At 68.7% G+C, this 23,597-nt stretch carries 19 protein-coding genes; 15 read left to right on the forward strand and 4 right to left on the reverse strand.

Going from position 1 to position 23,597, the window contains the following annotated elements; all coding sequences use genetic code 11:
• Window positions 1–252 precede the first annotated feature (252 nt).
• The 13 genes from BLV57_RS13870 (at window position 253) to BLV57_RS13930 (ending at window position 14,836) form a co-directional block, all read left to right on the forward strand.
• Window positions 253–3,867, forward strand: coding sequence for an nSTAND1 domain-containing NTPase (locus BLV57_RS13870; RefSeq protein ID WP_091289164.1), 3,615 nt, complete (start codon window positions 253–255; stop codon window positions 3,865–3,867).
• A gap of 45 nt (window positions 3,868–3,912) precedes the next feature.
• Window positions 3,913–4,902, forward strand: a complete 990-nt coding sequence (locus tag BLV57_RS13875; RefSeq protein WP_218134795.1) for an LLM class flavin-dependent oxidoreductase — start codon at window positions 3,913–3,915, stop codon at window positions 4,900–4,902.
• 176 nt (window positions 4,903–5,078) lie between these two features.
• Window positions 5,079–5,864 carry an MlaE family ABC transporter permease gene (locus tag BLV57_RS13880; protein ID WP_091289166.1) on the forward strand — a complete coding sequence of 262 codons (786 nt, stop codon included), beginning with the start codon at window positions 5,079–5,081 and terminating at the stop codon, window positions 5,862–5,864.
• A 3-nt stretch (window positions 5,865–5,867) separates the two neighbouring features.
• Window positions 5,868–6,668 (forward strand): MlaE family ABC transporter permease, encoded by an 801-nt coding sequence (locus BLV57_RS13885; protein WP_091289167.1) that lies wholly within the window; start codon window positions 5,868–5,870, stop codon window positions 6,666–6,668.
• Window positions 6,665–7,912, forward strand: coding sequence for an MCE family protein (locus BLV57_RS13890; RefSeq protein WP_091289168.1), 1,248 nt, complete (start codon window positions 6,665–6,667; stop codon window positions 7,910–7,912). Before BLV57_RS13885 ends, BLV57_RS13890 begins: the two co-directional genes overlap by 4 nt.
• Entirely contained in the window at window positions 7,909–8,910 is a 1,002-nt protein-coding gene (locus BLV57_RS13895; RefSeq protein WP_091289169.1) for an MCE family protein, read from the forward strand. The genes BLV57_RS13890 and BLV57_RS13895 overlap by 4 nt, the downstream gene beginning before the upstream one ends.
• Window positions 8,907–9,893 carry an MCE family protein gene (locus BLV57_RS13900; protein ID WP_091290320.1) on the forward strand — a complete coding sequence of 329 codons (987 nt, stop codon included), beginning with the start codon at window positions 8,907–8,909 and terminating at the stop codon, window positions 9,891–9,893. The genes BLV57_RS13895 and BLV57_RS13900 overlap by 4 nt, the downstream gene beginning before the upstream one ends.
• A 41-nt stretch (window positions 9,894–9,934) precedes the next feature.
• Entirely contained in the window at window positions 9,935–10,921 is a 987-nt protein-coding gene (locus BLV57_RS13905) for an MCE family protein (protein WP_091290322.1), read from the forward strand.
• Window positions 10,918–11,964: an MCE family protein gene (locus BLV57_RS13910; protein WP_091289170.1), complete on the forward strand. Its 1,047-nt coding sequence runs from the start codon at window positions 10,918–10,920 to the stop codon at window positions 11,962–11,964. The genes BLV57_RS13905 and BLV57_RS13910 overlap by 4 nt, the downstream gene beginning before the upstream one ends.
• Window positions 11,964–13,166 carry an MCE family protein gene (locus BLV57_RS13915; RefSeq protein WP_091289171.1) on the forward strand — a complete coding sequence of 401 codons (1,203 nt, stop codon included), beginning with the start codon at window positions 11,964–11,966 and terminating at the stop codon, window positions 13,164–13,166. The genes BLV57_RS13910 and BLV57_RS13915 overlap by 1 nt, the downstream gene beginning before the upstream one ends.
• Window positions 13,151–13,645, forward strand: a complete 495-nt coding sequence (locus tag BLV57_RS13920) for a hypothetical protein (protein WP_425425994.1) — start codon at window positions 13,151–13,153, stop codon at window positions 13,643–13,645. The genes BLV57_RS13915 and BLV57_RS13920 overlap by 16 nt, the downstream gene beginning before the upstream one ends.
• On the forward strand, window positions 13,642–14,184 hold the full coding sequence (locus tag BLV57_RS13925) for a hypothetical protein (RefSeq protein ID WP_245757312.1): 543 nt from the start codon (window positions 13,642–13,644) through the stop codon (window positions 14,182–14,184). Before BLV57_RS13920 ends, BLV57_RS13925 begins: the two co-directional genes overlap by 4 nt.
• Window positions 14,185–14,209: 25 nt before the next feature.
• Window positions 14,210–14,836, forward strand: a complete 627-nt coding sequence (locus BLV57_RS13930; protein WP_091289173.1) for a hypothetical protein — start codon at window positions 14,210–14,212, stop codon at window positions 14,834–14,836.
• A gap of 105 nt (window positions 14,837–14,941) precedes the next feature.
• Here the strand turns inward: BLV57_RS13930 and BLV57_RS13935 are convergent, their stop codons facing one another.
• The gene (locus tag BLV57_RS13935; RefSeq protein ID WP_425425995.1) at window positions 14,942–15,850 is read right to left on the reverse strand and encodes an RCC1 domain-containing protein; all 909 of its coding nucleotides are present in this window, start codon (window positions 15,848–15,850) and stop codon (window positions 14,942–14,944) included.
• 278 nt (window positions 15,851–16,128) lie between these two features.
• Between BLV57_RS13935 and BLV57_RS13940 the strand changes: the two genes are divergently transcribed.
• Entirely contained in the window at window positions 16,129–16,734 is a 606-nt protein-coding gene (locus BLV57_RS13940; RefSeq protein WP_091289174.1) for a DUF6801 domain-containing protein, read from the forward strand.
• 13 nt (window positions 16,735–16,747) lie between these two features.
• Entirely contained in the window at window positions 16,748–18,040 is a 1,293-nt protein-coding gene (locus tag BLV57_RS13945; protein WP_091289175.1) for a DUF6801 domain-containing protein, read from the forward strand.
• Here BLV57_RS13945 and BLV57_RS13950 read toward each other — a convergent pair.
• The 3 genes from BLV57_RS13950 to BLV57_RS13960 all read right to left on the reverse strand — a co-directional run bounded on the left by BLV57_RS13950 (window position 17,967) and on the right by BLV57_RS13960 (window position 23,572).
• Complete coding sequence (locus BLV57_RS13950; RefSeq protein WP_091289176.1) at window positions 17,967–19,220, reverse strand: PucR-like N-terminal domain-containing protein; 1,254 nt, start codon at window positions 19,218–19,220, stop codon at window positions 17,967–17,969. The genes BLV57_RS13945 and BLV57_RS13950 overlap by 74 nt on opposite strands.
• A 217-nt stretch (window positions 19,221–19,437) precedes the next feature.
• Window positions 19,438–20,190, reverse strand: coding sequence for an arginase family protein (locus BLV57_RS13955; protein ID WP_091289177.1), 753 nt, complete (start codon window positions 20,188–20,190; stop codon window positions 19,438–19,440).
• A 4-nt stretch (window positions 20,191–20,194) separates the two neighbouring features.
• Entirely contained in the window at window positions 20,195–23,572 is a 3,378-nt protein-coding gene (locus BLV57_RS13960) for a pyruvate carboxylase (protein ID WP_091289178.1), read from the reverse strand.
• Between the last annotated feature and the right edge of the window lie 25 nt (window positions 23,573–23,597).

The following is a 23,597-nucleotide window of genomic DNA, read 5'->3' on the forward strand; positions in this document are numbered from 1 at the left end:
GTGGCTTTTGTCGTCTGGCCGTCTTCGCCCCCAGCGAAGGCGGCGAGACCTTACGCGGCCGCGGTGCCGGTCGCCGCGTGGTAGCCGTACAGGTTGATCTTGAACACGTTCTCTCCTCCTCGTTCGACCTGGTCACCGGCACCCCCCAGCGGGAACCGTGAGACCGGTCAACCCCAGGTATAACCAAAAAGTATTGTTCGGCGTCAGGTTTGATCAACCGAACAACGAAGTCCGAACAACGGGGGTGGGCCAGTGCCTCGTCCTGAGCGGCCGCTCGAGGACGGCGACGACGCCGTCGTCCAGTTCGCCACGGAGCTCCGCCTGCTGCGTGAGAAGGCGGGCTCCCCCACTTACCGTGAGCTGGCGCGGCAGACGAACTACTCCGCGGGCACGTTGTCCGACGCCGCCGGCGGGCGGAAGCTGCCGACGCTGGCGGTCACTCTCGCGTACGTGAAGGCGTGCGCGGGTGACGAGGAGGAGTGGGCGGCGCGCTGGCGCGCACTCTCCGAAGGCGCGCTCGAACCCGAACCGGAAGCCGAGCCTCCGTATGTCGGACTGACCGCGTTCGGGCCCGAAGACGCCGAGCGGTTCTTCGGGCGGAAGCGGGTCGTCGAGAAGGTACTGGAGCGGCTCGCGACGCACCGGTTCATCGCGGTGCTCGGCGCGTCCGGGTCCGGGAAGTCGTCGGTGCTGCGGGCGGGGGTGATCCCCGCGCTCGAAGCGGCCGGGACGACCAAGCTGATCACCCCGGGCGCCCGCCCGATGGCCGAGCTGGCCAAGGCCGGGCCGGTCGACGTGCTGGTGGTCGACCAGTTCGAGGAGGTCTTCACCCTCTGCCAGAACCCGGCCGAACGCGCCGAGTTCATCGCCGCGCTCGTCAAGCTCAAGAAGGTCGTGCTCGGCGCGCGGATCGACTTCCACGCGCGCTTCGCCCAGTACCCCGAGCTGACCGACGCGCTGGAAGACGGCCAGATCCTGCTCGGCCCGATGACCACGGAAGAGCTGCGGCTGGCGATCACCCAGCCCGCCGTCCGGGTCGGGCTGCGGGTCGAGACCGCGCTCGTCTCGCGCCTGATCGCCGACGCGACCGGGCAGCCGGGCATGCTGCCGCTGCTCTCGCACGCGCTGCTGGAGACGTGGAAACGCCGTCGCGGCAACGCGCTCATCCTGTCCGGCTACGAGTCGACCGGCGGCATCGAACGGGCGGTCGCGCAGACCTCCGAGCACGTGTTCACCACGCTCAGCCCGGCTCAGCAGCAGGTCACCCGGCAGATCTTCCTCCGGCTGACCGCGCTCGGCGAAGGCACGGAGGACACCAAGCGCAGGCTCAGCCGCGACGAGCTCGACGACGACCCGGACATCGACGTCGCGCTCGGCAAGCTCGCCGACGCCCGGCTGATCACCCTCGACGAGCACGGCATCGACATCGCGCACGAGGCGCTCATCCGCAGCTGGCCCCGGCTGCGCGAGTGGCTGACCGAGGACCGCGAGGCGCTGCGCGTGCACCGCCGGATCACCGAGGCGGCCGAGGCGTGGGAGTCGCTCGACCACGACTCGGGCTCGCTCTACCGGGGCGCGCGGCTCGCGATCGCCCAGGACTGGGTCACCACGCACGAAGAGGCGCTGAGCAAGAAGGAACGCCAGTTCCTCGATGACAGCTCGGCCGCCGAGGCCGCTGAGCGCGCCGCGACTCGTAAACGGACGCGCAGGCTGCGTCAGCTGGTCGCGTTGATGGCCGTCCTGCTGCTGGTCGCGGTGGGCGCGACCGTTTTCGCGGTGAACGCCTCCCGGACGGCGACCGACGAACGGAACACCGCGCTTTCCCAGAACGTCTCGCACGAGGCGACGTCCCTGCGCCCGACCAAACCGGCGCTGGCGGCCCAGCTCTCGCTCGCCGCGTACCGCCTGGCGCCGACCATGGAAGCCCGCGGCAGCCTGCTCAGCACCTTCTCGACGCCGTACTCCAGTCTCCTGCTCGGGCACACGAACAACGTCAACACCGCCGCGTTCAGCCCGGACGGCAAGCTGCTCGCGACCGGGGCATGGGACAAGACCGTCCGGCTGTGGAACGTCACCGACCCCCATCACCCGATCGAGCTGCCGACGCTGAACGGCCATGACGACAACGTGCTCGCCGTCGCGTTCAGCCCGGATGGCAAGACGCTCGCCACCGCGAGCTGGGACAAGACGGCGAAGCTCTGGGACGTCACCGATCCGCGCCAGGTCAAGCCGATCGCGACGCTGACCGGACACACCGACAAGGTGCTCGCACTGACGTTCAGCCGAGACGGGAAGACGCTGGCCACGGGCAGCGCTGACGACACGGCCCGCGTCTGGAACCTCGCCGACCGCACCGGCAAGGTGCTCACCGGGCACACCGAGGATGTGGTCGCGGTCGGCTTCAGCCCCGACGGCACGACGCTCGCCACCGGCTCCAACGACAAGACGCTGCGGCTCTGGACCGCGGGCGGCGCCGAACTCAAGTCGATCTCGACCGCACCCGCGCTGATCCGCGCGCTCGCCTTCAGCCCGGCCGGGCACACCCTCGCGGGTGGCGAGGACGGCGGCGAGAACCGGGTCCGGCTCTGGGACGTCGCCGACCCCGCCGCGCCGAAAGACCTCTCGGCCATGGCCGGGCACACGATGGCCGTGCGCGCGCTCGCGTTCAACGCCGACGGCACCCGGCTGCTCAGCTCGTCCGAAGACCGGACCGCCAAGGTGTGGAACGTCGCCGAGCCGGCGCAGCCGAGAGCGGTGCTCACACTGACCGGGCACACCGACATCGTCGCGGGCGCCACCTTCAGCCCCGACGGCCGCACGGTCGCGACCACCTCCGACGACTACACCGTCCGGCTGTGGGACATCCCCGGTCCGGTGGTCGCGAGCGGGGAAAGCGACATCTGCCGGGTGACGCTGACCCCGGACGGCCGCACGCTGATCACCGGCGGCCGCGACGGCAAGGTCCGGGTCGTCGATCCGGCGGCGCCCCGCGAAGTCACCACGCTGACCGATCACACGAAGGGCGTCTGTGGTGCGGCGATCAGCCCCGACGGGAGCACGCTCTACACGGGCAGCTGGGACCACACCGTCAAACGCCGTGACCTGGCGGCCCCGGCGAAACCGGTCGTGATCGCCACCCGCGAGGACGACATCGACGCCGTCGCGCTGAGCCCGGACGGGAAACGGCTGGCCATCGCCGGTGACAAGCACACCGTGCGGCTGCTCGACAGCTCCACCGGCCAGGAGCTGGCCGTGCTCACCGGGCACGCCGACGACGTGCACGCGCTCGCGTTCAGCCCGGACGGCCGGATCCTCGCCTCGACGAGCTGGGACTTCACCGTCCGGCTCTGGGACATGACCGCCAACGGCGCGCTGCTCGGCGTCCTGCGTGGCCACACCAAGGCCGTGACCTCGCTGGCGTACAGCCCGGACGGCAAGACGATCGTGACCGCGGGCCGCGACCGCACCGCACGGCTGTGGGACGTCCGCGATCCCCACGCTCCCCGCGAGATCTCGCAGCTGTCCGGGCATACGGACGCGGTGCGGGAGATGGTGTTCAGCTCGGACGGGCACACACTGGCCACCTCGTCACATGACCGGACCGTGCGGCTGTGGGACACCCTCGACCCGGCCGTCCCGAGGCAGGTGGCGGTGCTCACCGGGCACACCGACCGGGTGCTCGGGCTCGTGTTCGCCCCCGACGGCCACACGCTGCTGAGCAGCGGCAGCGACGACGTCGTCCTGCGCTGGGAAACCGAACCGGAGCTCGTCGCGAAGCGGGTCTGTGAGACCGCTTCCCCTCGGATCACCGAGGCCGAGTGGGACCGCTACTTCCCCGGTGTCGCCTTCCAGCCACCGTGCCCGTAGCCACACTCGGGAAGAGATCCACGGGCGATCGTGTTGCCGCTTTACGTGAGCTCTCTGTCTGACGTGCCGCTTTCCGTGCTGGACCTCGCCCCGATCGTGAACGGGTCCGACGCGGGCGCCGCACTGCGCAACACCATCGCACTGTCGAAGCACGTGGAAGCCCTCGGCTACCACCGGTACTGGCTCGCCGAGCACCACAACATGCCCGGCATCGCCTCGTCGGCGACGTCGGTGCTGATCGGCCAGGTCGCGGCGGCGACGTCGACCATGCGGGTCGGCTCCGGCGGCGTGATGCTGCCGAACCACGCCTCGCTGGTGATCGCCGAGCAGTTCGGCACGCTGGAGGCACTGCACCCCGGCCGGATCGACCTCGGCATCGGGCGCGCGCCGGGCAGTGACCAGCGCACGGCGGTGGCGCTGCGCGGACCGGGCGGGCTGTCGGCGGAGAACTTCCCGCAGCAGCTCACGGAGCTCGTCGAGTACTTCGAGGTCTCGGAGAAGCCGGTGCGCGCGGCCGTCGCCGAGGGCAACAAGCCGCCGATCTGGCTGCTCGGCTCGTCCGGCTTCAGCGCGCGGCTCGCCGGTCAGCTCGGCCTGCCGTTCTCGTTCGCGCACCACTTCGCGCCGGACAACACGCTCGCGGCCGTCCGGCTCTACCGCGACTCGTTCCGTCCGTCCGAGGTGCTCGACGCGCCGTACGTGATGCTCGGCGCTTCGGTGATCGCGGCCGACACCGACGAGCACGCCCGGTTCCTGGCCGGACCGAGCGGGCTGACCTTCCTCAGCCTGCGGCGTGGCCGCCCGATCCCGCTGCCCACGCCCGAGGAGGCGGCGGCGTACCCGTACACCGACATGGACCGGCTGTTCGTCGAGGACCGGTTCGCGAGCAGCATCATCGGCTCGCCCGAAACCGTCCACAAAGGACTGGAGACGCTGCTGGCCGACACCGACGCCGACGAGCTGATGATCACCACGATGGTCCACGCGCACGCCGACCGGGTGCACTCGTACGACCTGGTCGCCAGACTGCGCTGACCTGGCCCATTCGGCCATTTGCCCGAGCGCATTTCGCGTGTTCAGACAAAGATGACGGACGTCTTTATCAGGAATGCGCAAAAAATGCCGTGCTTCTTGTCACGGTCACCGGCACCTGGATAGCTTACTCACCAGTAAGAAAGCCGCAGTGGAGCGGCCTTTCCTGGGGAGGGCCAGTGGCGAGCAGAACAGGCATCCCCGGCGCCGCCGCGCTGCGGGAAACCGGGCGGTTGTACGCGCTCGGCCTCGACGTGGTGCGCTGCCTGTTCAAACGGCCTTTCCAAGCACGGGAACTGATCCAGCAGTTCTGGTTCATCGCGAGCGTGTCGATTCTGCCGACCGCGCTGGTGTCCATCCCGTTCGGCGCGGTCATCGCGCTGCACGTCGGCTCGCTGACCACGCAGATCGGCGCGCAGTCGTTCACCGGCGCGGCCAGCGTGCTCGCGATCATCCAGCAGGCCAGCCCGATCGTCACCGCGCTGCTCATCGCGGGCGCGGGCGGATCGGCCATGTGCGCCGATCTCGGCTCACGCACCATTCGCGAAGAAATCGACGCGATGGAAGTGCTGGGCGTTTCACCCATTCAGCGCTTGATCGTGCCGCGGGTACTCGCCGCGATGGGGGTCGCCGCGTTCCTGAACGGCATGGTGAGTGTCGTCGGCGTGGTCGGCGGCTATTTCTTCAACGTCGTCATGCAGGACGGCACCCCCGGCGCCTACCTGGCCAGTTTCTCGGCATTAGCCCAATTGCCGGATCTCTGGATCAGTGAGATCAAAGCCATCATCTTCGGTTTCGTCGCGGCGGTCGTCGCTTCGTATCGCGGGCTCAATCCCAAAGGCGGCCCGAAAGGTGTCGGCGACGCGGTCAACCAGTCGGTCGTCATCACCTTCCTGCTGCTGTTCCTGCTGAATCTGGTGCTCAGCACGCTGTATCTGCAGCTCGTGCCGCCGAAAGGGATGTGAGACGTGAACCTCGGCGTGCTCGACCGGCTGGGTGACCAGATCCTGTTCTACCTCCGCGCGCTCGCGTGGGCGCCACGGGCGCTGCGGCGCTACACCCGCGAGATCACCCGCCTGCTCGCGGAAGTCAGCTTCGGCACCGGCGCGCTGGCCGTCATCGGCGGCACGATCGGCGTGATGATCGGGATGACCGTGTTCACCGGCACGGTCGTCGGCCTGCAGGGTTACTCCGCTTTGAACCAGGTCGGCACGTCCGCGTTCGCCGGTTTCGTCTCGGCTTACTTCAACACGCGAGAAATCGCCCCGCTGGTCGCAGGGCTCGCGCTCTCGGCCACGGTCGGCTGCGGGTTCACCGCGCAGCTCGGCGCCATGCGGATCTCGGAGGAGATCGACGCGCTCGAAGTCATGGGCATTCCGAGCGTGCCGTACCTGGTCACCACCCGGATCATCGCCGGTTTCGTCGCGGTCGTCCCGTTGTACGCGATCGGGCTGCTGACCTCGTATCTCGCTTCGCGGCAGGTCACCATCTGGTTCTTCGGCCAGTCCGCGGGCACCTACGACCATTACTTCCTGCTGTTCTTGCCACCCGGCGACGTGCTGTGGTCGTTCGGGAAGGTGCTCGTGTTCAGCGTGGTCGTCGTGCTCGCGCATTGTTATTACGGCTTCCGCGCGAGCGGCGGGCCTGCGGGCGTCGGCGTGGCCGTCGGCCGCGGGGTGCGCACCGCGATCGTGGCGATCAGCGTGCTCGACTTCTTCCTCAGCCTGGCGATCTGGGGCGCGACGACCACCGTGAAGGTCGCCGGATGAAACTCAAGCTCGCCGGGATCCTGTTCCTGGTCATCATGTCGGCGTTCGTGGTGGGCACGGTCGCCGTCTACGACAAGGCGTTCGTCGACTCCGTGCCGGTGACGCTCAAGGCCGACCGTGTCGGCAACCAGCTGCGGCCCGGCGGCGAGGTCAAGGCGCGCGGCGTGGTGGTCGGCGAGATCCGCGCGGTGCACAGCTCGGGTTCCGGCGCGTCGATCGACCTCGCGCTGGAGCCCGGCAAAGTCGACATGTTGCCACGGGACGTGTCCGCGCTGCTGATCCCCAAGACACTCTTCGGCGAGCGCTACGTCCAGCTGTCCATTCCGGACGGTTCGACCGCGGCACACTTGCGCTCCGGCGACGTCATCGGCCAGGACCGCAGCGCCAACGCGATCGAGCTGGAGAAGGTGTTCGACAACCTGCTGCCGGTGCTGCAGGCCGTCCAGCCACAGAAGCTCGCCACCACGCTGAACACGGTCGCGACGGCGTTGCAGGGCCGCGGCGAGCAGCTCGGCCAGACCATCGCGTCGGCTTCGGCGTACCTCAAGGACTTCAACCCCAGCCTGCCGAAGCTCGAAGACGACCTGCGTGACCTCGCCAAGGTCAGCCACCTTTACGGCGACATCGCGCCCGATCTGCTCGACGCGCTCACCGACTCCGCGAAGACGCTGGGCACCGTCCACGAGAAGCGCGACGCGCTCGCCGGGCTGTACCCGGTCGTCACGACCTCGGCGCAGGACCTCACGACCTTCCTGCGCAACAACAAGGACAACCTGATCGGCCTCGCCGCGACCAGCCGCACGCCGCTGGAGATCGCGGCCGAATACTCGCCCAGTTTCCCCTGCACGCTCAAGGCGCTGACCGACCTCAAACCGTTGATGGACAAGGCGCTCGGCAAAGATTCCGACGAACCCGGACTGCACGTGGACATCACCGTCACCGAATCGCGCGGCAAGTACGTGCCCGGCAAGGACGACCCGGTGTACACCGCGTCCGGCGGGCCGCGCTGCTACCCCAGCGGTGTCGTGCCCAGCCAGGGCACCGCCGCCGCGCCGCCGGGCTCCGAGGCCCATCCGCTGATGCCAGGCCAGGACGACCTCGGCGTGCCGAACTCCCCGCAGGAACGCGAACTCCTCGCCTCGCTGGTCGCGCCGCAGCTCGGTGTTCCCACCGGGCAGGTCCCCGACTGGAGCAGCGTCCTCGTCGGCCCGCTCTACCGCGGCACGGAGGTGAACCTGAAATGAGGAACTTCGCCTCTCCCCTGATCAAGAGCCTGATCTTCATACTGGTCACCACGGTCGCCACCACGCTGCTCGCGTTGTCGATCACCAACACCGGGCTCGGTGATTCCGATGTGTACAGCGCCAAGTTCACCGACGCGACCTCGCTGAACGTCGGCGACGACGTCCGCATCTCCGGGGTCAGGGTCGGGCAGATCGAGTCGCTCGGCATCGCCGACCAGAGCCTCGCCCAGGTCAAGTTCTCCGTCGAAAAGGGACGCAGGCTGCCCGCCGACGTGACCGCGGTCATCAAGTACCGCAACATGGTCGGCCAGCGCTACATCGCGCTGATCCGCGGCAAGGGCACCACCGGCACGCTTGAACCCGGCGCGGAGATCCCGCTCGAACGCACCACCCCGGCGCTCGATCTCACGGATCTCTTCAACGGGTTCAAGCCCCTTTTCCAGGCGCTGTCGCCGAACGACGTCAACCAGCTCTCCGGCGAGATCGTCCAGGTGCTGCAAGGCGAAGGCGGCACCGTCGAGAGCCTGCTCAGCCACACCGGCTCGCTGACCTCGACGCTGGCCAGCCGGGACCAGGTGATCGGCCAGGTCATCAAGAACCTGAACTCGGTGCTGCAGAACATCAACGACAAGGGTGACGCACTGTCCACTTTGCTCTCCACACTGCGGCAGCTGGTGTCGGGGCTGGCCGGTGACCGGGCGGCCATCGGTGACGCGATCACCGGCATCGGCGACCTGTCGAAGGCCACCGCCGGGCTGCTCGAAGTCGCCAGGCCGCCGCTCAAGGACAGCGTGAACCGGCTCGGCCAGCTGTCGGAGAACCTGGCGAACGGCTCGGACGAGATCAACCAGTTCCTCGACAATTTGCCGACGAAGTTCAACGAGGTCGGCAGGCTCGGCACCTATGGCTCGTGGATGAACTTCTACCTCTGCAGCGCGAAACTCGAGACCGACCCGCCGCGCGGGATCGCGCCGACCGAGGCGAGGTGCCGGCCGTGAAATCGTTCAAGGAGCGCAATCCGCTGGTCATCGGCGTCATCGGCAGCACGGTGATCGCCGGGCTGCTGGCCGTCACGTTCAACTACGAGAACCTGCCGATCGTCGGCGGCGGCACCACGTACCAGGCGGAGTTCACCGAAGCGGCCGGCCTGCAGAGCGACGACGAGGTGCGCATCGCGGGCATCAAGGTCGGCGAGGTCACCAGGGTGGCGCTGGCCGACGACCACGTGCTGGTCAATTTCCGTGTGAAGGACGCCTGGATCGGCGACCGGACCTCGGCCGAGATCAAGATCAAAACCCTGCTGGGCCGCAAATTCCTCTCGCTGCGGCCGACCGGTTCGGCCGTGCAGGACCCGAAGCACGCCATCCCGCGCGAACGGACGGTCACCCCGTACGACGTCACCGACGCGTTCAACGGCCTGTCGAAGACCGTCGGCGCGATCGACACCAACCAGCTCGCGGCGAGCTTCCAGACGATCAGCGACACGTTCAAGAACTCGCCGGAGCATGTGCGCAGCGCGCTCGACGGCCTTTCCGCGCTGTCGAAGACGATCTCCAGCCGTGACGAGGAGCTGGCCAAGCTGCTCGGCAACGCGCGCAAGGTGACCGGCACGCTCGCCGCGTCCAATGAGGACTTCGACAAGCTGCTCGACGACGGGAACCTCTTGCTGGGCGAGCTGAACAACCGCCGCGACGCCATCCACGAACTGCTTGTCGGCGCGGAGAACCTAGCCACGCAGCTGTCCGGGCTGGTCGCGGACAACCAGAAGCGGCTGGGCGAGGCGCTGACCCAGCTCCAGACGGTGACCGAGCTGCTGAAGAAGCAGAACGCGAACATCGACGAGGCGCTGCGGCTGGCCGGGCCGTACTTCCGGGTGATCACCAACACCGTCGGCAACGGCCGGTGGGTCGACAGCTATGTGTGCGGCCTGCTCCCGGAGAACCGGAAACCGTGCACCCCGCCCCGGGGCGGTGGCAAGTGAACGCGACCCGCAACCAGGTCCGGCTCAGCCGGTTCCTCACGATGGCGCTGGTGCTCGCCGTGGTCACCGGCGGAATACTGTGGTGGATCTTCGACGGCCACGGCGACAAGCGGATCACCGCGTACTTCACCCGCGCGGTCGGCGTCTACACCGGCTCGGACGTGCGGCTGCTCGGCGTGCGGATCGGCGAAGTGGAGACCGTCACCCCGGACGGCGAACGCGTCGAGGTGACCATGCGGATCGACGGGGGCGTCGGCGTCGCCGAGGACGCGAACGTGCTGGTCATCGCGCCGAGCGTGGTCTCGGACCGGTACGTGCAGTTCTCGAAGCCGTCGCGTGGCGGGCCCCGGCTGGGCAACGGCGCCGTGATCGGCGTCGAGCGCACCGGCACCCCGGTCGAGCTCGACGAGCTCTACGCGAGCCTGAACACGCTGGCCACCGCGCTCGGCCCGAACGGGGCCAACGCCAACGGCGCGCTGTCCGACCTGCTCAACACCGGCGCGGCCAACCTGCGCGGCAACGGGCGGCCGTTCAACGACAGCGTCCGCGAGTTCGCCGACCTGGCCAGGACCCTTGCGGGTAACAAGGACGACCTGTTCGGCACGGTCGACGAGCTGCAGCGGTTCACGAGCATGCTGGCGGGCAACGACAACCAGGTGTCGAACATCAACTCGCGGCTCGCCACCGTCACGCAAACGCTTGCGTCGAACAAGACCGAGCTGACGGGCGCGCTGGACGGGCTCGGACGGGCGCTCGCGGACGTGCAGGGCTTCCTCAAGGACAACCGCGCGCTCATCAAGTCCAATGTGGACAACCTGGCGGTGACCACGCAGACCTTGGTGGACAAGCGGGCCGCGCTGGCGGAGACGCTCGACGACATCCCGCTCGCGGTGACCGACGTGCTGAACGCGTTCGACCCGAAGTCCGGCACCCTGCAGGGCCGCACGGTGCTCGACTACTACCTGCTGCCGCTGCCGGTCACCGGGCCGTTGTACCAGGGAGCGCCGTACCAGGGAGCGCCGAAATGAAGCGCCTCGCGGTGATCGCCGCCTGCTGCCTGCTGGTCTCGTGCTCGTCCTCGGCCGAGTTCAAGGGCGTTTACGACCTGCCGCTGCCCGGCGGCGCCGACCTCGGCGACCATCCGTACCGCGTGACCGTGCAGTTCGCGGACACGCTCGACCTGGTGCCGCAGGCCGCGGTGAAGGTCGACGACGTGCCGGTCGGCCGGGTCGAGACCATCAAGCTCGGCAAGGACGGCTGGACGGCCGAGGCCACGGTCGCGGTCAACGGGGACGTGGTGCTGCCGTCCAACGCGGTCGCGCGGCTGCGGCAGTCCAGCCTGCTCGGCGAGAAGTTCGTGGAGCTAGCGAAGAGCGAGACACCCGCGCCGGACCGGCTGAAGGACGGCGCGGTCATCACGCCGGACCGGACCAACCGCAACCCGGAGTTCGAGGAGATCTTCGGCGCGCTGTCGCTGCTGCTCAACGGCGGCGGGATCGGGCAGCTGCAGACGATCAACCAGGAACTGTCCAAGGTGATGACCGGTAACGAGCAGGAGATCCGGTCATTCCTGTCCGGAGTGGACACGCTGGTCACGGACCTCGACGCGCACCGGGGCGACATCACGTCGGCGCTCGACGGCCTGAACCGGCTCTCGGCCACTTTGGACCGTCGCCGCACGCAGGTGTCCGGGGCGCTGACCGACCTCACGCCGGGCCTGAAGACGTTGACCGATCAGCGTTCCCAGCTGGTGAGCATGCTGTCCGCGCTCGACGATCTGTCCAAAGTGGCCGTCGACACGATCGACCGCAGCCGCGAGGACCTGGTCACCGACCTGCACTCACTCGCGCCGATCCTGAAGCGGCTCGCCGACGCGGGTTCGGACCTGCCGAACGCACTGGAGATCCTGCCGACCTTCCCGTTCACCGACGAGGTCCTGCGCGGCCTGCGCGGCGACTACCTGAACATCTTCGCGACGATCGCGCCGGCGCCGGGGATGGTCATCCCGCCGCCCGGTGAGGGCGAGCCGCCGCTGCCGCTGCCGGTCGCCGGCGAGATGAGAGGCCGCTGATGCTGACCGCGAAGGTTCGGATCCAGGTTCTCGTGTTCGTGGTGCTCGCGCTGGCCGTGAGCGCGTTCGTCGGCGCCAAGTACGCCGGGCTCGGCAGGCTGCTGGGGAGTGGGTCGTACCTGGTCAAGATCGAGCTCGCCGACGGCGGCGGGCTGTTCACCAACGGCGAGGTCACCTATCGCGGGGTCGCCGTCGGCCGGGTCGGCGAGCTGCGGCTGACCCGCACCGGCATGGAGGCCGACCTGCTCATCGACGACTCCGCGCCGCGGATCCCGGTGAACTCGATGGCCATCGTGACCAACCGGTCCGCGGTCGGCGAGCAGTACGTCGACCTGCAGCCGCGCACGGACGGCGGGCCGTTCCTCGGCGACGGCGCGGTCATCCCGCGCGAGTCGACGCGGATCCCGTTGCCGGTACAGGACCTGCTCGGCAACCTCAGCGCGCTGAGCGCCTCGGTGCCGACCGAATCGCTGCGCACGGTCATCGACGAGTTCGACGACGCGCTGCGTAACTCGGGGCCGAACCTGCAGGTGCTGATCGACTCGGCAAACTCGTTCACGCAGAGCGCGGCCGCGCACCTGCCGCAGACCCAGACGCTGATCGGCGACGGTGCGACCGTGTTGCGCACCCAGGTCGACTCGACGGCGGCGTGGCGCACGTTCACCGGCAGCGCCAAGCAGTTCGCGGCCGCACTGTCCAGTTCGGACGGTGACCTGCGCAAGCTGATCGAGACGGCGCCGCAGGCGTCGACGCAGGTCACGTCGCTGCTGCGAGAGAACAGCCCCGGGCTGCCGGTGCTCGTCGCGAACCTGCTGACACTGTCCAAAGTGTTCTCCTCGCGCTCGAACGGACTGGAGCAGCTGCTGGTCAACACGCCGCGCGCGGTCGCGACCACCTCGTCGGCGATCACGCCGGACACCGCGCACCTGTCGCTGGCGCTGACGTTCAACGACCCGCCGCCGTGCCTGAAGGGCTATGAGAGCACGACCGTCCGGTCCAGTGACGTCGTGACGCCGCTGCCGCTCAACACGACCGCGGCGTGCACGCTGCCCTACGGCGACCCGAGTTCGGTGCGCGGCTCGCAGAACGCGCCGCATCCGCCCGTGCCGGACGCGGCCAAGCCCGGCGGCGTCGGCCCGGTCACCCTGCCCGGCCTGCAGGTTTCCACGGACCTGAAGGAGCTGCTGTGGCTTGGCAAATGAAGACGGGCCTGGCGGCCGTCACCGTCGCCACGGTGTTCGCGGGCTGGTCCGGCTGGTCGTGGCTCTCGGCTTCGCAGGACGAATCGCTGACCTACGCCCAGTTGCGCGATGAGGCGTTGCAGGCGGGCCGCGAGCAGATCGCGCAGCTCAGCACGCTCGACTATCACGACGCGCACGCCGGGGTCGCGCGCTGGCTCGACGTGTCCACCGGGGCGCTGCGTGACCAGCTCGAGCACACCGATGAGAACGCGCTGGCCGCGACGGCGACCGTGTCGACCGGCAAGGTGCTCGACGCCGCCGTGAGCGACCTGAACGCGCACGCCGGCACCGCGAAACTGCTGGCGTCGGTGGAGATCACGGTCGCGAAGAACGGCGTCGCGCCCGGCACCAAGCGCAACCGGTTCACCGCGCAGCTGACCAAGACCGACGGCGGCTGGAAGCTCAGCGCGCTCGACCAGATCCCGGTGGGTGCGCGATGACCGCCGTGACGCTCGACCGGACGTTCCTGCCCGCGATGCCGCCGGTCCAGCGCTCGCCGCTGGTGCTGATGGTGGTCGCGGTGCTGCTCTGCGGGCTGGGCGCGTGGTTCACCGTCGAGGCGGGTGACCTGCGCTCCTCGCCTGCCGCCTCGAACCGGGCGCTGGTCGACGTCGGCGCGACGGCCGAGGTCAACTCGGCGGTCACGCTGGCCGTCAACCGGATCTTCTCGTACTCCTACGACAAGACCGACGTCACCGAGAAGGCCGCGTCCGCCGTGCTGCGCGGCAAGGCGCAGGAGACCTACCACCAGCTGTTCGCGCAGGTGCGGCAGCTGGCTCCGCAACAGAAGCTGGTGCTGACCACCCGGGTCGTCAGCTCGGCCGTGCAGTCACTCGACGGCACGCACGCCAGGTTGCTCGTGTTCCTCGACCAGTCCGCTCAGCGTGGCGGGACGGAAAGCGTTGCCGCGTCACAGCTTTCGGTCACCGCCGAGCGGCAGGACGGCACCTGGGTCATCACCGATCTCACGCCAAGGTAAATCACCGAGAGAAGGAGAAATACCGATGCGCTCTCGTTTAGTTGTCATGCTCGCGTCCGCTTTCATCGGCGCGGGAGTGGTCACCGCGACACCCGCTCTGGCCGACGATCCCCTCGAAATCCCGGTCTCCTACACGGTCGCGGGCTCGTCGATCGTCAAGAAGACCGGCAGCGCGCTGCAACTCGGCCCCGGCCAGCTCAACGGCGCCATCGTCATCGACGGCGACAACGTCGGCATCAAGGGCGACCTGTCACTGCCGCCGTCCAAGGCCAACATCTCGCTGCTGTCCGGCATCTTCCGGATCAAGGCGACGGTCAAGGTGATCCCGCTCGGCCAGGTCCAGGGGTCCATCAAGGACGGTGACCTCAAGACGCACGCCTTGGCCAACATGGAGATCAGCGACATCTGGGCGGGCCCGATCATCCCGGTCTTCCCGCTCCCGACGGTCCCGAAGAGCTGCAAGACCGTCTCCCCGATCAGCCTCGACCTGATCACCAAGGACGTCGACCTCTTCGCCCCCTCCATCACCTCGACCGGCGAGTTCACCATCCCGTCCTTCAAGGACTGCTTCATCGCCGACATCGCCTTGGGCGCCCTCGTCTCCGGCCCAGGCAACACCATCTCCCTCACCCTCACCTCCAACCAGCGCTAAAAAAATCCCAATGTGGCTTTCGTCAGGTTCCGTCTGACGAAAGCCACATTGGCGGCCTGAAAACTGACCAATGCCACATTGGGATTTTTTTGGCTTGCGTGGGGGTCAGGGGCAGGGTTGACCTGGGGTTATGAGGGCGAGGCTGAGGCGTTCGCCCGCGGCGAGGGCGAGGATGGGGGCGCAGACGCCGTCGGCGGGGTCGCGCTCGTTGGACTCGTTGGAGCCCCAGCTGACCATGGAGCCGTCGGACTTGAGGACGAGGTTGTAGTTCCAGCCCGCGTCGATGGCGACGACGTCGGACTTGGCTTCGTCGGGGACGTCGCGCTGACCGTACTTGTTGTCACCCCACGCGATGACGCCGCCGTTCTTCAAGGCGAGGCTGTGTTTGTAGCCGGCGGAAATGGCGGTCACGCCGGAAAGGGCGTCGGCCGGGACGTTCGTTTGGCCGCTCGCGTTCGTGCCCCACGCGAGAACGGTTCCGCCTTTCAACGCCAAACTGTGATCGCCGCCCGCGGAAACGGTCGAAACGCCGGAAAGGGCGGCCGCCGGAACGTCGGTGCGAGAGCCCCAGCTGAGCACCCGGCCGCCTTTCACGGCCAAATTGTGGAAAACGCTCGTCGAAATCGACGTTACGCCTGAAGTGGCCGCCGATGGCACGTTCGACTGGCCGTACCAGTTGTTGCCCCAGGCAAGCACGGCGCCATTCTTCAGTGCGAGTTCGTGCCCCCATCCGGCGGCTATCGCCGTTACTCCGGATGCCGCGGCCGCGGGCACCGCGAGCTGGCCGTAGTTGTTGTCGCCCCAGGCGATGACCCCGCCGTTCTTGAGCGCGAGGCCGTTCAAACTCCCTGCCGACATCGCTGTCACTCCGTCCGCGACCGACGGTGGAACCGTTGTCTGGCCGTAACTTCCCCAACCCCATGGGATCACTCCCCCTGGTTCGACGGCGAGCGCTGGCGCGCTTGAGACGAGCATGAGCGCGGCGACGGCCGCGGCTCGGACGACGACGGACATCGATGCCTCATTTCCGTTTCTTTGTCACCGGCGCACAAAATTCATAATCGCAATCGGCGGTCCGTGACAAGAAAACCAGTCAGCTGACAGGTACTGCCGCTATGTCGACAAAGGAGCCTTGTTCCTTACCTAACTCGCGAGTAGCCTCCTTTTCGGCAGGTGAGCCCAGTGGTACTCCAAACCACCCGGAACGGCAATCAAGGAAAGATCACAAGATTGCCGAATGGCGCACGCAGCCAGCCATCGAGACGTAAACTGGATCAAAGGAGATGACAGGTATGTCCCGTAGACTGGGCACATTATCCGCAGGCGCGGCGATCATCGGCGCCGTCGCCATGCTGACCGCCGGAACCGCCGTCGCCGTCACCAACTACCACACCGGAACAGTGGCGTTCACGTGCAACTTCCCGTCGATCGGCTCACAGCAGCTCGACGTCACCGCGCAGTTCAACGGGCCGGACTCGGTCCCGTCGGGCGGCACGGCCACCCCGACCGGCCTCGCGGGCACCGCGACCATCTCCAGCCAGATCCACGCGCTGCTCAACGCCGCGAACTACGACGGCGTGCGCGGTAAGGCCAACGTCCCGGTGGTGGCCACCAACGCGACCCCGGTCAACTCCACGGTGACCAACGTGAACGTGCCGGAGCAGATCTTCCCGTACGTGCCGGGCCCGCTGACCATCCAGATCGTGCAGGACGCGGGCACCGGCATCCCGACGCTGACCGCGGGCTCGCCCGGTGTCGCGTCGCTTTCGCTCAACACCACGCTGAACGCGCAGCTCGAGTTCCACAAGAAGAGCGGCACCTGGTCGGCGTGGACGTTCAACTGCAACGTCAAGGCCGGGCAGAACCGCGCCTTCAGCCCTGACATGCCTGTCACGTAAGGAAAGGACTCACATGCCGCACCCGATCAGGACGAAGGTCTTCGTCGTGCTGGCCACGGCCTGCCTGATCGGGGCGGTGAGTTCCACCGGCTCGGCGTCCGAGCCCGCACCGCAGACCATCACCAAGTCGCTCAAGCACACCTGCCTCTTCGGCGAGGTGCCCCGCCCGGTCGCCTTCGAGGTGACCGCGACGCTCCCGACGGCCGTCCCCAAGGGACAGCCGGTGCCGATCGAGAACTTCTCGCTCAAGTTCGCGCTGCCCAAAGAGGCGCTGCCGCCGGAGACCACCTCGGTCGAAGGCGGCGTCTCACTGGACCTGACGGGCAAGCGCAAAGCCATCCACAGCAAGGAAACCAAGCTTCCGGTCGTGCTCGACATCGCGGCGACCCCGGTCACCTCGGAAGAGCTCACGCTGACCGCCACCGGCAAGCCAGGAGCGCTGGCGATGACCACCAGCGGCAGGCTGATCATCTCCTTCGGCGCCCCCGAACTCGCGCTGAACACCAAAGACGCCAAGGACACCAAGGCGCGCGTGAAGTGCACGCTGGACGCCGATCAGGACGCCGCGCTCGGCAGCGTCGCGGTGATCCCGCCGAAGTCCGAAGAGGACACCCCGGCCACCACACCGGACGGTGACGAGGAAACCCAGGCGCCGAAAGCGAAAGCCGACGAGCCCGACCCGAACGTCATCGTCGTCCCGCTCGACCCGCTGACCGTCAACGGCACGTCGACCATCGTCAAGCTCGGCGCGAAGGCCCCGATCGGCCCGTCGGTCGTGATCGCCGGGCACGTGCTGCTCGACGCGGTCGATCCCACCGCCCCGCTGATCTCCGAGGGCGAGGCGGTGCTCCCGCCGGTGCAGGTCGCGTTCCTGGGCTTCGGCTTCATGCCGGTCAACGCCACGGCCGAATTCCTGCCGGTGGACTACCAGATCAACAACCTGGTCCCGGTCAAGGCGGTCGTCACGGCCGAGCCGGACGGGCTGACCTACGGCCGCTCGCATATCGAGGTCTACGCGCGGCTGAGCAACGTCAAGGTCAACGGCGCCCCGCTCGACGTCGGCACCAAGTGCATGTCGTCGACGCCGATCTCGATCGACCTCTACGGCCCCTACGACGCGTTCAGCGGCGGCGTGCTCAAGACGGACCCGAACTCCCCCGACCCGGCGCTGCGCGGGTTCACCATCCCGAGCTTCGCGGGCTGCGGCGCGGCCGAGCCGCTGAGCCCGCTCTTCACCGGCATGTCATCGGGCCCGATGAACCAAGCCGAGGTGACGGTGGCGTTGCTGTTCCCCAAGCCCGAGTAGCCGCCCGGAGCACGATCTCCAGCTCGAACCGCACGTCCGAGTCGTTCAGCCGGTCGCCGAACACGGCCTGCAGCTGGCGCATGCGGTAGCGCACGGTCTGCGGGTGCACGGCGAGCGCCTCGGCGATGTCCGGCACGTTCCCCTGCGCGTCCAGCCACGCGCGCAACGTCTCCAGCAGGCGCTCGCGCTGCTTGTCGGTCATGGTGCCCAGCGGCTCGAACAGCCTGTCCTCGAGGCGGGCCACGAGATTCGTGTCGGAGTGCAGCAGCAGCGCGGGCAGGTGCTCCTCGGCCCACACCACGCGCCTGGCGGGAATCAGCCCGCGCTCGGCGAGCACCAGCGCCCGGCGTGCCCATCTCAGCGAGTCCGCGACGACCTCCAGGCGCACGGTCGGCCCGATGGCGAGCCTGCACTCCGGCATCGCGGCCTGCAACGTCGTGAGCCGGGCTCCGCCGACTTGGCCGGGGATCACCAGCCGGGGTTCCATGCCGTCGAGCTCGGCGAGCACGTCGGCGTCCAGCGGCGCATGCCGCCTCGGTCTGCCGGTGTCGGCGTGCACCGCGACCGGCGTGACCTCGTCCGGAACGGCCCAGCCGATGAGCTGCGCGAGCTCGGCGATGGCCTTCGGCGGCGCGGGCGGGAATTCGAGGATGAGCTGCAGCAGCTTGCGGCGCCAGGTGTCGAGCGCGCCCGCGGTGGACGCCTTGGCCTCCAGGTATCCGTCCAGCGCGACGGACGCGAGCTCGTCCATGAACGCGAGCATCGCGTCGGCGAGCTGCGACATCACGGCCGAGGAAAGCCCGGCGCGGCGCCCGACGCGCATGATCCGGCGCCACGAGACCCGCGCGCCCACCCGGTAGGCCGACTGCAGGGTGTCGAGGCTGCGGCCTTCGCGCATTTCGTTCTGGCCGAGCCGGTGATGCACCTCGTGCGACTGTTCCTTGGACACCGACGGGTCCGCGATCTGCGCGACGAACAGCGTGATCGCGTATTCGACACCGGCCGTGATCGATTTCCCGTACGGCCCGTCGAGCGGGCGCGCGTACGCGGGGATGGTCGCCCTGATCTCGTCGGTGATCTCCGTGGCGAGGCTGGACAACTCGGGCCTGAGCAGGTCTGCGAGCTTGCGTGGCAGCACCGCCGGGTGGGAAACCGGGTCCGGCCCGCGCTCCAGCGTCATCGCAGCTCCTTTGCTCCGCCCAGAGTTCGCCCCGCCCCCGAATTTCCGTCAGGTCGTGACACCCGACACATCGCGAAACTAGCCTCCAGCGTGTCACAAACCCCAGAAGAAACCGGTTTCTTGTCACCTTCGTGACAATTTCACGGGGTGTGGCTGTGCCGTGGTGACACTTGACCCACCGACTGCATCATCAACTTCGTACAAATGGACGAATTGGCTAGCGCAGCAGTTCGCCGACGGCCGTGATGATCGGTTCGAGCACCCGCGGATCGGTGCCCACACACTCAGTGATGCCCGCGCCGATCACCTCGTACGCGCTCAGCGCGCGGAGTTCGTCGACCAGCCGGGTGATCTTGAAACCCTCGGGTTCGGGGTAGTTGAGCCCGTCGAACTCGGCCGGATCGAGCACGTCGAGATCGAGGTGCACATAGAGCGGGCCGTCGAGCCGGGTGCCGAGCCGGGCGGCCGCTTCACGCTCGGCGTCGTCGAACACCCGCGTGCCCTTGAGCACGACCCTGGCCGGGTCCAGCGCCGGGCTCGCGGCGAAATCGGGGTCACCGTCGCCGAGCAGCGATCGCAGGACCATGCCGTGGAACGCCCCGGACGGCGACGACTCGGCGGTGTTGAGATCGGGGTGCGCGTCGAACCAGGCGACGCTCAGCTCAGTGCCGTGGCGATACCGCGCGACGCCGATCGGAACCAGCTCGACGCCGCAGTCCCCGCCGATGGTCAGTACTTTGGTCCCGGGCGCCTCCAGCGCGTTGAGCTGCGCCGTCCTGTTGGCCAGCAACACTTCCCGGTTCGCGATGCCGTCGATGGTGGCAGAGACGCCGAGCTGCTGCGGCACCTCGTTCACCGGTTCGCCGAGCACCCGCCCGGCGAACGCCGCGAGCGCCAGGCACCCGCCCGGGAGTTCTCCCGAGCGGGCACTGGTCGCGCCCTGACGCTGCGGCACCGCGTTGATGAGCATGCTTCTACTCAAGCACGAGCAGAAGATCCCCGCCTTCGACCTGCTGGACCGAGTTGATGGCCTTGCGCGAGACCTTGCCGCCGACCGAGGCGGTAATCGAGGCCTCCATCTTCATCGCCTCGATGGTCGCGACCGTGGCGCCTGCCTCGACCTGGTCGCCCTCGGAGACCTGCAGCGTGACGACACCGGCGAACGGCGCCGCGACCTGCTTCGGGTTCGACTTGTCCGCCTTCTCCGTCGCCGGGATGTCCGAGGCGATCGCCCGGTCCCGGATCTGGATCGGCCGCAGCTGGCCGTTCAGCGTCGACATGACCGTGCGCACGCCGCGCTCGTCTGCCTCGCCGATGGCCTCCAGCTCGATGAGGAGCCGGACACCCTGCTCCAGGTCGACCTGGTACTCCTCGCCGGGGCGCAGCCCGTAGAAGAAGTCCTTGGACGGCAACACGCTCGTGTCACCGTAGGCCTCGCGGTGCGCCTCGAACTCCTTCGTCGGGCCGGGGAACAGCAGCCGGTTCAGCGTCCGGCGCGGCTGCGACGCCAGCGCGTCACGGTCCTCAGTGGACAGTTCGGCCACCGGCTTGGCCGCCGCGCGGCCTTCCAGCGCCTTGGTGCGGAACGGCTCCGGCCAGCCACCCGGCGGGTCGCCGAGCTCGCCGCGCAGGAAGCCGATCACCGAGTCGGGGATGTCGAACTTGTTCGGCTCCGCCTCGAAGTCGGCGGGCGCGACACCGGCGCCGACCAGGTGCAGCGCCAGGTCACCGACCACCTTCGACGACGGCGTGACCTTGACCAGGTGACCGAGGATCCGGTCGGCCGCGGCGTACATCGCCTCGATCTCCTCGAACCGGTCGCCGAGGCCGAGCGCGATGGCCTGGGTGCGCAGGTTCGACAGCTGCCCGCCGGGGATCTCGTGGTGGTACACGCGCCCGGTCGGCGACGCGAGCCCGGCCTCGAACGGCTTGTAGATCTTCCGCACGATCTCCCAGTACGGCTCCAGGTCCCCGATGGCCTGCAGGTCGAGCCCGGTCGGCCGGTCGGAGTGGTCGGTGGCCGCGACCAGCGCGGACAGCGACGGCTGGGAGGTGGTGCCCGCCATCGACGCCACCGCGCCGTCGACCGCGTCCGCGCCGGCGCCGATGGCGGCGAGGTAGGTGGCGAGCTGGCCACCGGCGGTGTCGTGCGTGTGGATGTGCACCGGGAGGTCGAATTCCTTGCGCAGCGCGGAAACCAGGCGCGCCGCGGCGGGCGCGCGCAGGAGCCCGGCCATGTCCTTGATCGCCAGCACGTGTGCGCCGGCGCCGACGATCTGCTCGGCCAGCTTGAGGTAGTAGTCGAGCGTGTACAGCTTCTCAGACGGGTCCGACAGGTCCGAGGTGTAGCAGAGCGCCACCTCGGCCACGGCCGAGCCCGTCTCGCGTACCGCCTCGATCGCCGGGCGCATCTGCTCGACGTCGTTGAGCGCGTCGAAGATGCGGAAGATGTCGATGCCGGTGGCGGTGGCCTCCTCGACGAAGGCGTTGGTCACCTCGGTCGGATAAGGCGTGTAACCCACCGTGTTCCGGCCGCGCAGCAGCATCTGCAGCGCGATGTTCGGCACGGCCTCGCGCAGCTTCGCGAGCCGCTCCCACGGGTCCTCGGCGAGGAACCGCAGCGCGACGTCGTAGGTCGCGCCGCCCCAGCACTCGAGCGAGAGCAGCTGCGGCACCGTGCGCGCGACCACCGGCGCGACGGCCAGCAGGTCCTTGGTGCGCACCCGGGTGGCCAGCAGCGACTGGTGCGCGTCGCGGAAGGTCGTGTCGGTGACGCCGATGGTCGGCGACTCGCGCAGCCAGCGCGCGAACCCCTCCGGCCCGAGCTCGTCGAGCTTCTGCTTGGACCCGGCAGGCGGTTCGGTGTTGCGGTCCCACTTGGGCAGTTTGAGGTGCGGCTCGATGGTGCGCGGCCGCTCGCCGTGCGGCTTGTTGACCGTCTTGTCGGCGAGGTAGGTCAGCAGCCGGGTGCCGCGGTCGGCGGAGTGCCGCGCGGTCAGCAGGTGCGGGCGCTCCTCGATGAACGAGGTGGTGACGCGGCCTTCGCGGAAGTCCGGGTCGTCGAGCACGGCCTGCAGGAACGGGATGTTCGTGGCCACACCGCGGATCCGGAACTCGGCGACCGCGCGGCGCGCACGGCCGACGGCCGTCGTGAAGTCACGGCCGCGGCAGGTCAGCTTGACCAGCAGCGAGTCGAAGTGCGCGGAGATCTCCGTGCCCGCGAACGCGGTGCCGCCGTCGAGCCGGATGCCCGAGCCGCCCGGCGAGCGGTACGCGCTGATCATGCCGGTGTCGGGACGGAAGCCGTTGGCGGGATCCTCGGTGGTGATCCGGCACTGCAGCGCGGCGCCGCGCAGGTACACCTTGTCCTGGGACAGCCCGAGGTCGTCGAGCGTCTGCCCGGACGCGATGCGCAGCTGGGACTGGACGAGGTCGACGTCGGTGACCTCTTCGGTGACCGTGTGCTCGACCTGGATCCGCGGGTTCATCTCGATGAACACGTGGTTGCCATCCCGGTCGAGCAGGAACTCGACGGTGCCCGCGTTGCGGTAGCCGATCTGGCGGGCGAACTTCACCGCGTCCGCGCAGATCCGGTCACGCAGCTCCGGATCGAGGTTCGGCGCCGGCGCGAGCTCGACGACCTTCTGGTGCCGCCGCTGGACCGAGCAGTCACGCTCGAAGAGGTGGATGACGTTGCCCGCGCCGTCGGCGAGGATCTGCACCTCGATGTGGCGCGGCTCGACGACTGCCTTCTCGATGAACACCGTCGGGTCGCCGAACGCAGACTCGGCCTCACGCGCGGCCGCCTCGATGGACTCGCGCAGCACCTTCGGGTCCTCGACGCGGCGCATCCCGCGGCCGCCACCACCGGCGACCGCCTTGACGAACACCGGGAAGCCGAGCTGTTCGGCGGCTTCGACCAGTGCGTCCACATCGGACGAAGGCTCGGACGAGCCGAGCACGGGCACCCCGGCCTCCCGCGCCGCCTTGACCGCACGCGCCTTGTTACCGGTGAGTTCAAGGATTTCGGCGCTCGGCCCGACGAACGTGATCCCCGCTTCCTCGCACGCGAGCGCGAGGTCGGGGTTCTCGGACAGGAAGCCGTAGCCGGGGTAGATCGCGTCCGCCCCCGCCTTCTTCGCCGCCTGCACGATCTCCTCGACCGAGAGGTACGCGCGAACCGGATGCCCCGGCTCGCCGATCTCGTAGGCCTCGTCGGCTTTCAGCCGGTGCAACGAGTTGCGGTCCTCGTGCGGGAACACAGCCACCGTGCCCGCGCCCAGCTCAAAGGATGCGCGGAACGCACGGATGGCGATCTCGCCGCGGTTGGCGACCAGCACCTTGCGGAACATGCCCGGTCCTTCCCATCTCATCGGA

It is taken from the genome of Amycolatopsis xylanica (assembly GCF_900107045.1).
Lineage (GTDB): Bacteria > Actinomycetota > Actinomycetes > Mycobacteriales > Pseudonocardiaceae > Amycolatopsis > Amycolatopsis xylanica.